Raw genomic sequence first — 9,343 nt, forward strand, 5'->3', positions numbered from 1 at the left:
CGGTCGTCTCGCTGATCCACAGGAGTCGAGCGAACACTTCTCCAAATACTTAAAGAGATCGTTGATTGTTGAATGTAGAAAAAACGATTCCATTCTAATTCGTAATGAATCATAGACTTCTTCAACACTCTGAAAAGACGCATCTGCATAGATGCGTCTTTTTTTGTGCAACTTTCGAGATACTTAGACGAAAACTTGCTCTTCTATTTTCTTCAAACCGTAGAAATAACCGCGGCGCTCCATTAATTCCTGGTAATTGCCTTGTTCGATCAAGCGTCCGTTTTCCAACACCAGGATGCGGTCCATGTTTTCAAGCCCCGATAAATCGTGGCTGATGATGACAAACGTATCCTGTGGGTGGCGAGTGAACAGCTCGCTGTAGATGGATTGGGCCGTTACGCCGTCGACCGATGAAAACGGTTCGTCCAGCAGCCATAGCCGTTCGCCTTTCAGAAACGCACGAGCCATCGCGAGACGCTGCTTTTCACCGCCGGATAAATTGCGGCCCTTTTCGTAAACCGGCGCCGACAGCTCCAAGTGCTCTAACCGTACGAGTTCGAGTGCTTCACGCAATTGTTCTGCGTCTGCCTGCTCATTCGCAATGCGCAAATTGCTCTCGATTGTCCCTGAAAAGAAGTGGTTCTCCTGAAGCACAATGTTCATGCGTTCCCATACGTTTTCCGGGCGCATGCCGCTAAGCGCTTCATTTCCGAAACGGATTTCGCCATCCTCCGGTACTGCCACTTTCAGCAATAGCTGCAATAAGGTCGACTTGCCTGAACCGCTCGGGCCGACAATCGCCGTTTTAGATCCTTGCGGCAACTGGAAACTGACTTCATCGAGCGCCAAGCGACCATCATTCGGATAGCGATAGGAGATGCGATTCGCCTGAATATCCACCGGCCCCACCGGCAATGTACCGATGCTGTTGTCCGGTTCTTCGTCCACCACTTCGTCAAGCCTGCGCGCAGCGATCCGGCTTTCTTCATAATACGCCGGAAGGGCCGCAAGCGGGCCGACATTTTCAAATGCCCCAAGCGACACCATGACAAGCATCGCCAAATACAAACCGGACAATTCCCCGGTGGACACAAAATACGCCCCAGTCGCCAAAATGAAAAACGAAGCCAGAAAAGCCACAAGCGCATTCACGGACTGAACCCGGTTTTCCTCAAGCCCCTCGTTTTGCTGGGCCTGTTCGTAACGGTGTGCGGTTTCCTGTAATTCCGCGCTTTTTCGATCGAGCGCCAAATGGATTTTCAAATCCTTGAATCCGTAAAGAAATTCCGCCGATGCTGCCGCAAACTCTCCGCGGGTTTCTCCTGTAGCATGCGTTTTCTTCCGTCTCCGGAGAGCGAAGAACGCGGGCAGGATGACGACCACAAAAATTGCGCCTGCCAAGACGATCAAGGCCATAGGCAGCGAATAAAACGAAGTGAAGAACACTGTGGCCACTAAGACCATGCCTACGACAATCGGCGGATACAATACGCGCAGCAGGAAATTCTGCAAACTTTCCACGTCACCGACGATACGAGACAACAGATCCCCGCTCTGGTGGCGCTGGAAAATACCCGGAGCGAGCGGTGCCAATCGTTCGAAAAAATTCCCGCGCAAATGGCCGAGCATCGTAAACGTCGCGCGGTGTGAAAACAGCCGTTCCGCGTAACGGGTAATGGCGGCTGCAAAGCCGAATAATTTAAGCGATGCTGCCATAACGACCAAGGTCGTCATTTGGGCAGTCAACGCCGCTTTGGAAATCAAATAGCCGCTTGCCCCAAGAAGCGCAACGCCGGCAAGCCCCGCCAGAAAGCCGAACATTACGGCAAGGGCAACATCACGTTTTTCTTTTAGCGTCAGCCAAAAAACCGTTTTTAATTCACCCATGCCTGTTTGCCCCCTTGCTGCGCCTCAATCATGGAACGGTAAGGGCTGAAGCTGTCCATTAGCTCTTCGTGCGTGCCGATGGCTTCCACTTTCCCTGCGTCCAAGACGATAATGCGTGATGCGTTCCGGATCGTGTGCAGACGGTGTGCAATCGTGATGACGGTAGCTTCTTTCGACAACTCTTCGATTGCCCTTTGCAGTACTTGCTCTGTATGAAGGTCGAGTCCTGCTGTCGGTTCATCAAAAAACAATAACGAGGGCTTCTTGAGAAATGCACGCGCTAACACGAGCCGCTGCTTTTCGCCGCCGGACAATCCACGCCCCGCTTCGCCGATCACCGTGTCGAATCCTTCAGGAAGCGATTCGACCAATTCCAGGATGCCCGCTTTCTGAGCCGCCGCAATCAACTCTTGTTTCGCCACGGCTTGATTCGACCCGAGTTCGATATTTTCTTTAATTGTCCCTGCAAATAAATAAGGATCTTGCGTAATATAGCTCAATTGCCCGAACCATTCATCTTCGCTCACTTGTTCTTGCGGGAAGCCGTTGATCAGCAATCGCCCGCTGGTGGCCGGCAATAACCCCGCTACAACATTCATCAAGGTGCTTTTTCCGGAGCCACTTGCCCCGACCAGCGCGGTAGATGTTCCCGCTTCGAGCTTGAAACTTGCCGGTTCGAGTTGGAACCCTTCTCCGTACTGAAAGCCGACTTGCTCTACTGCTAACTCAATCGGTGCATTGACAGGGGATTCCCCCCACTCAACCGGTTGATGGTTTTTCGCCAATTCTTCTGTCAACAGCTCAGCAGATGCCGCACTGCCTCTCGCCGTATGAAAAGCGCTGCCAAACTCCTTCAATAAATTGAAGAAATCCGGCACGAGCAGCATGACGAGGAAAGCCGGGAAAAACGTGATGCTATCGAAGACCACAAGGCGCAAACCGATTTCGAGCGCCACGATCCCGATGCTCAGCATGGAAATGTATTCGAGCGTCAAAGAAGACAGGAAAGCCGATTTCAAGACGTCCATCGTCGAATCGCGAAACTTCAAGCTATTGTCCCGAATGGTGTCGCTTTGCCGCTTGGCCTGGCCGAACAGGCGCAAAGTTGTCAGCCCTTGCAGCACATCGAGAAAAGCGCCTGAAAATCCAGCCAATTGCTCGACTTTTTCATCCGCTTTTTGTTTTGTTCTTTTGCCGACAATCGCCATAAACAAAGGAATGAACGGCGCCGTAATTAAGATGATCAGCCCGGTCGTCCAGTTCAGGTAAAAAATCACTCCGAGGAGCATCAGCGGAATTGTATAACTTTGGATCATCTGGGGAATATATTTGCTGAAATAACCATCAGTGTCATCGACGGCTTCGAGCAGCAAGCCGACTTTCCGCCCCGACTGCCCGGCAATCGATCCCTGCAGCGGATTTTCTTTATACGTAGCAATCAATTCCCGGCGCAAACGGCGTCTCGCTTCAACAGACAGCGTGATGCCGAGCCGGCCGATCGCATAACTTGCGCCAGCCCGCAGCAAAATGACCGCCAGCAGCGCAGCCAATAACGGCAGCACGTCTTCAAAAGAGGCGGATTTCAGAAATACTGAATCAGCTACCCATACAAAAAACAAAGCCTGCCCAATCATCGCAAGCCCTTTTGCCAATGAGGCTAGAAACAACAACCGTATGCGATTGTTCTGGCTGTAGGCCATTTGCTTCAAACTTCCCATTCCCATCGCCCTTTCTTTCACTTATCCCTATTATAAAGGAGCAACAGGGAGATTCCTTTGGGGACGCACGCCCTGAGAGCCATTTCCCGGGAAATTGTTACAAAACGGTTCACATTTCACAAAGAAAAGCCACGCAGCAAGGCTGCGTGGCTGGAATATCGGAAATTCGCTCACTTCACGGCTTTCTTCCGGAGCTTGGAAAAACGATGGCCTGTAACCACAAGGCATCATCTTGGATCTTTCTCTTCAAAGAAGTATCCAGGCATTCTTGGCACTCTGTCGTCAATTTCTGAAGTTCATATTCAAAGACTGCCTCTTCCTCTTTCGTGATCATGGCATAAACATCACCTTTCGACACTAACGCGAGGATTACGCACGTGATTCATTACCTAATACTCTACCCGATATCCTAAAGATTATTCCCCTTTTTTATAAATGGCATCATTTTTTTAGTTAAATGAACAATAGCAACATAGAGTATACGGCCAGTCCTATTACAAAAGCACCTAGACTACTTTCCCGCTCTTCGGGCAATTCTTCTTTCAGCACGTTTAGAATAACGCCGCCCGCAATCAAGGCCATGAGAAATGCAATGATCAATTCATGCACTTCCGTCATCCACCCGATGACCCAACCGGCCACGATTGCCGCAGCGAGAAGCCATCTGCCGTACCGGTCATATTCGCCTTTATGTGCTTCCCGGAGACCCTTGTCATTGGTGATGAAATGGACCCCGAGCGCAATGAAAAACAGGGCCATCCCAACCACCCCTTCATATTCCTCGCGCATCATCAAATAGCCGATGACCCCGTTGTACATAGCAAAGGAACCGATGTGAATCCAGAATACGCCTGAAGAAGACTTGCCTTCCGCAGTCCGGCGCTTCGAGTTTTTGACCATTTGTTCCAAGCCGTAAAAAATGACCAGCCCGGCCATCGCAGCTAAGTAAATATGGTTGCTCAGGAAACCTTCCCCCGGGCCGCCGAATTCCTCGTGGACCTCTTCTTGGAATTCGCCCAACTCAGGCAATAAGTGCAAAAATACATAGGCGACAGAAATGCCGCCGGCAATCGATAAGAACCGGCTGCGCGGTACGGCTTTCAGGAAATTCATGTTTTTCGAAAATAGATGAATGACGACAAACCCCATTACAAACACCAAGCTAAGCCATTCCAAACTACCCCTCCTCGACTGAAAAAGCAGACGGGCGCATTCGCCCGTCTGCTAGCATTCGCCTTTTTGGCGTGTAGTTTTTAGTTACCCGTTCAAGCCGTTTTTAACCCATCCAGCCACTTGTACTGTGCGTTTTGCCTGGTGCGCCACAGCATCTTTTACGTCTTCCACCATATTGCCGTCCTGGTCGACGCTGACGCTCGTTCCATAAGGGTTGCCCCCTGCTTTGAACAAGGATTGGTCCGTATAACCCGGAGCCGCAATGATTGCGCCCCAATGATGCATCGTTGTATAGACAGCGAGAACTGTAGCTTCTTGCCCACCATGAGGATTCTGCGCAGAAGACATGGCGCTGACGACCTTGTTCGCAAGCTTCCCTTGCGCCCATAAGCCGCCGGTTGTATCGAAGAATTGTTGCACTTGTGAAGATACATGGCCAAAGCGCGTCGGCACGCTGAAGATGATCGCGTCTGCCCATTCGAGCAAATCGTTGTCGGCTTCCGGCACATCCTGCGTCGCTTCGTAATGCTCTTTCCAGGCTGGGTTCGATTCAATCGCCCCCATCGGCGCATTCTCTTTCACTTTTGCCACTTTTACTTCTGCACCCGCTTCTTTCGCAGCCGCTTCTGCCCATTGCGCCATCTGATAATTGGTTCCTGTTGAACTGTAGTAAATGATTGCCAAGTTTACGTTGCTCATTCCATAACCTCTCCTTTATCAATTTGGTCCGTGGCTTGCACGAATTATCCTATATTCAAGATAACTTCTGTTACTAGTGTGCCCTATTTAGAAAGACATTAAACTTTCTTTTCTGAATATCTCGATTCAAGTGAAGAAGTACTAGCCAACTATACGCAATAGAAAACCAGATGAAAAATTTCCATCTGGTTGCTTCTTCTTGTTTATTGGACCTTCTCAGCGATTTCCTCAGACATTTCACGCAACTTGAACTTCTGGATCTTTCCGGAAGCGGTCATCGGGTATTCTTCGATGAACTCGATATAGCGCGGGATTTTGTGATGGGCGATTTTCCCTTTGCAATACGCACGCAGCTCGTCCGGTTTGAGTTCTTCCCCTTCTTTCAAGATGACCCAAGCCATCAGCTCTTCCCCATACTTTGGGTCCGGCACCCCGACGACTTGAACATCTTGGACGGACGGGTGCTGATAGAGAAATTCCTCAATTTCACGCGGGTAGATATTTTCCCCTCCGCGGATGACCATGTCCTTGATGCGGCCCGTGATCGAGATATAACCATCTTCGTCTTCAACCGCAATGTCGCCCGTATGCAGCCAGCCATCAGAATCGATCGCTTCTTTAGTAGCCTCTTCGTTTTTGTAATAGCCTTTCATGATTAAATAGCCTCTCGTGCACAATTCGCCTGGCATGCCTTTGACGACTTGTTCGCCGGTCACCGGGTCGATGATTTTCACTTCGACATCGTCATGCGGCTTGCCGACAGTGGCGACGCGTTTTTCGATGGCATCATCTTTGCCGGTCTGCGTGATGACCGGCGATGATTCGGTCTGCCCATAAGCGATAGTGATTTCACTCGCCCCCATATCGCTGATGACTTTCTTCATCACTTCGATCGGGCACGTCGAGCCGGCCATGATGCCAGTGCGCAATGTCGAAGTATCGAACGACTCGAATTCGGGATGGTTGAGTTCGGCAATGAACATCGTCGGCACCCCGTGAAGCGCGGTGCATTTCTCATCTTGTACCATCTGCAAGACGCGCTTCGGCTCGAATTGCTCTGCGATGACCATTGTCGTGGCATGTGTTACTGCCGCCAAAGTTCCGAGCACGCAGCCGAAGCAATGGAAAAACGGCACCGGGATGCACAGGCGGTCCGTTTCATCCAAATTCATCATATCGCCGACGAGGCGCCCGTTGTTGACGACGTTGCGATGCGTCAGCATGACGCCTTTCGGGAATCCGGTCGTCCCGGATGTGTATTGGATATTGATGACTTCATCCGGTTTCATCGAACGAAAGCGCTGTTCCAGTTGTTCATCCTTTATCTTTTCCGCGAATGCTTCAAATTCGCTCCATGTGTAGATGCCCGGATAGCTATTTTCGCTCATGACGATAACGCGCTTCAGATGCGGTAGTTTAGGCGAATCGAGCTGCCCTGTTTCAGCATGCTCCAGTTCCGGGCACACTTGATTCAACACTTCGATATAATCAGTCCCCTTGAATTCTTCCCCCAGAATCAAAGTCGTAGAATCCGATTGCTTCAGCAGATATTCCAGCTCATTCGCTTGATAGCTTGTGTTGACAGTGACCAGCACGCCGCCCATCTTACCTGTAGCGTATTGGCTAAGCAGCCACTCGCGTTTATTATCGGACCAAATGGCGATATGTTCGCCTTTTTCTATGCCAAGGCCCATGAACGCTTTCGCTAGCGTATCGGTCTCTTGGTCAAATTCGGCATAGGTTTTGCGGATGCCGCGTTCTGGATACACATACGCTTCCGTCTGCGGAAATTTTTTCGCCTGCTCCCGTACAATTTCCCCTACTGTTTGATCGAGAATTGCCATTTCTTTGTCCCCCTTATTGAAAAGAAGGCGCCATTTCCGGTTTGCGAAGTCGCCCCAGTATCCCAGCCGTGCTAAAATGAGGCTATCATAAAGACGGAAGGGATTTTCTATGGAACTCCAAACTATGCACGCCAAACTTGCAGAAAAACTGCACAGCCACGCACTCGTCACGGCCACCATCAGCCAGCCGCGCCAGAAATCGAACGACTTGAAACGCATCAAATTAAAACCGGTCGAACTGAAAGAAGGCTACCGCATCCAGTTCGAATATCAATATGAACAGATCTTGAAACACCAAAACCTGACAGTCGAACAGTCAGCTGTAGAGCTCGAACAATTATTTGCCGACTTCCGCCAAGGACTGTTCCAGTTCACCGACGAAAAAGTCCAGATCCAATTGACCAAGAAATTCAAAGTGAGCTATAAATCAGAAGCGGACGCGCGCACTGCCGCCGATTTGTCTCACAACCGCAAGAAAGATTATCTGCTAGAGGACGGCAAACCTTATCCGTTTCTTGTGCGCCTCGGCGTCCAGTCGCCGGACGGCAAAGTCAAGAAACAGAAATACGATAAATTCCGTCAGATCAACCGCTTCATCGAATTCATCGATGATGCACTCGAGCATTTGCCAAAAGACCGCCCGATCCGCATACTCGATTTCGGCTCCGGTAAATCTTACCTGACTTTTGCGCTATATCATTATTTGCGTATTGAAAAAGGGCTCGATTTGCGTGTCACCGGCCTGGACCTGAAAAAAAGCGTCATCGAGGAATGCCAGAACATCGCCCGTGACCTCGACTACCAGCAGCTGGAATTTCTCGTTGGCGATATCAACGATTACGACCAAGACACCGCAGTCGATATGGTCGTCACGCTTCACGCCTGTGATGTGGCAACGGATATGGCACTCGCCCGCGCCGTTAAATGGAACGCCGGCGTCATCTTGAGCGTGCCGTGCTGCCAACACGAACTCAATAGCCAAATCCAATCGTCGCCGCTCGATGTCATGCTGCAGCATGGCTTGATCAAAGAACGCTTCAGCGCGCTCGCGACCGATTCGATCCGCGCAGAACTGCTTTCTTTGGTCGGCTATGAGACCCAATTGATGGAGTTCATCGATATGGAGCACACGCCGAAAAACATTTTGATCCGCGCTTACCGCACGAACAAAAAACCGGCAGCCGGCCAACTGGAACGCTACCGGGAATTCACCAAATTGTTGAACGCCAAGCCGTTTCTTGAAAACGAATTGAAGGAGCTCCTATGAAGCGAAAAAATTTAGTCAACGGCATGATCCTTGCTTTCTCGGTCATCTTTATCCGCTTTATCGATGTGCGCGTCTACGATATGCCGCTCATATTGACTTTAGTCCTTTTGATGGGGCTGATTTACGGGGGCATCCGCCTGGTCGAACGCTTCCCGGCACTCGATGAACCCGTCAGCAAACGAACATCGCTGATCACCAACACTTTGGTCATCGTCACCATCTTCCTGGCATTCTTCGTGCTTGGGCTCTAACTTCAGATGTGTGCGGAAGGAATCAATGCTCAGCATTGGTTTCTTTTTTTGTGAGAATAAATTTGCTTGTGGAATTGTTGCTGATATTAATTTGAGCTTCATCTACTAGTCGCCGCCCTGCTTTGGGTTGGCCTCTCACAGCAAGCCAGGAAGAACACCTGTCTTACTGCGTCGGCTCACCCCTTTACGCTTGGCAGCTGAGAGATTTCTTTGATTCGGGTTCGTTTAATCAGAACTGCTTCTATAATAAGTTGCCGGCTAGCGGGGGAATCGCTTTCTGGGAGGCAGCAACTGAGACATAGATGCTTATTGACGGATTCAAACGGACAATTGTAGCTCCTCTATCCAAGGAGACAAAAACTATCAGGTCTGACACACTTCCACTATCTATATTGAATAAATCGAAGAGATTGTTCACCACTATAAAACTAGAGACAAAGTGGAAGGGGCCGACTCCGGGAGGATTAGCGAGACACTTGAGACCCTGCAGGAGCGTAGCGACGA

The 9,343-nt window shown here is 50.1% G+C and carries 7 protein-coding genes; 2 read left to right on the top strand and 5 right to left on the bottom strand.

What is annotated here, in order from left to right:
• Window positions 1-183: 183 nt before the first annotated feature.
• The 5 genes from cydC to ON064_RS15145 all read right to left on the bottom strand — a co-directional run bounded on the left by cydC (window position 184) and on the right by ON064_RS15145 (window position 7,321).
• On the bottom strand, window positions 184-1,887 hold the full coding sequence (cydC, locus tag ON064_RS15125; RefSeq protein WP_274625427.1) for a thiol reductant ABC exporter subunit CydC: 1,704 nt from the start codon (window positions 1,885-1,887) through the stop codon (window positions 184-186).
• Complete coding sequence (cydD, locus tag ON064_RS15130) at window positions 1,875-3,605, bottom strand: thiol reductant ABC exporter subunit CydD (protein WP_274625428.1); 1,731 nt, start codon at window positions 3,603-3,605, stop codon at window positions 1,875-1,877. The genes cydC and cydD overlap by 13 nt, the downstream gene beginning before the upstream one ends.
• 453 nt (window positions 3,606-4,058) lie before the next feature.
• The gene (locus tag ON064_RS15135) at window positions 4,059-4,781 is read right to left on the bottom strand and encodes a ZIP family transporter (protein WP_274625429.1); all 723 of its coding nucleotides are present in this window, start codon (window positions 4,779-4,781) and stop codon (window positions 4,059-4,061) included.
• 81 nt (window positions 4,782-4,862) lie between these two features.
• A complete protein-coding gene (gene wrbA / locus ON064_RS15140; RefSeq protein WP_274625430.1) occupies window positions 4,863-5,477 on the bottom strand; it encodes an NAD(P)H:quinone oxidoreductase in 615 nt (204 codons plus the stop codon).
• Between the two features lie 203 nt (window positions 5,478-5,680).
• Window positions 5,681-7,321, bottom strand: a complete 1,641-nt coding sequence (locus tag ON064_RS15145; RefSeq protein WP_274625431.1) for an AMP-binding protein — start codon at window positions 7,319-7,321, stop codon at window positions 5,681-5,683.
• A 109-nt stretch (window positions 7,322-7,430) separates the two neighbouring features.
• Between ON064_RS15145 and ON064_RS15150 the strand changes: the two genes are divergently transcribed.
• Both ON064_RS15150 and ON064_RS15155 read left to right on the top strand, forming a co-directional pair.
• Window positions 7,431-8,588: a class I SAM-dependent methyltransferase gene (locus ON064_RS15150; RefSeq protein ID WP_274625432.1), complete on the top strand. Its 1,158-nt coding sequence runs from the start codon at window positions 7,431-7,433 to the stop codon at window positions 8,586-8,588.
• Window positions 8,585-8,839, top strand: a complete 255-nt coding sequence (locus ON064_RS15155; RefSeq protein ID WP_274625433.1) for a hypothetical protein — start codon at window positions 8,585-8,587, stop codon at window positions 8,837-8,839. The genes ON064_RS15150 and ON064_RS15155 overlap by 4 nt, the downstream gene beginning before the upstream one ends.
• The last annotated feature ends 504 nt before the right edge of the window (window positions 8,840-9,343 follow it).

Origin of the sequence: Planococcus sp. A6 (assembly GCF_028823615.1) — a bacterium.
Classification (GTDB): domain Bacteria; phylum Bacillota; class Bacilli; order Bacillales_A; family Planococcaceae; genus Planococcus.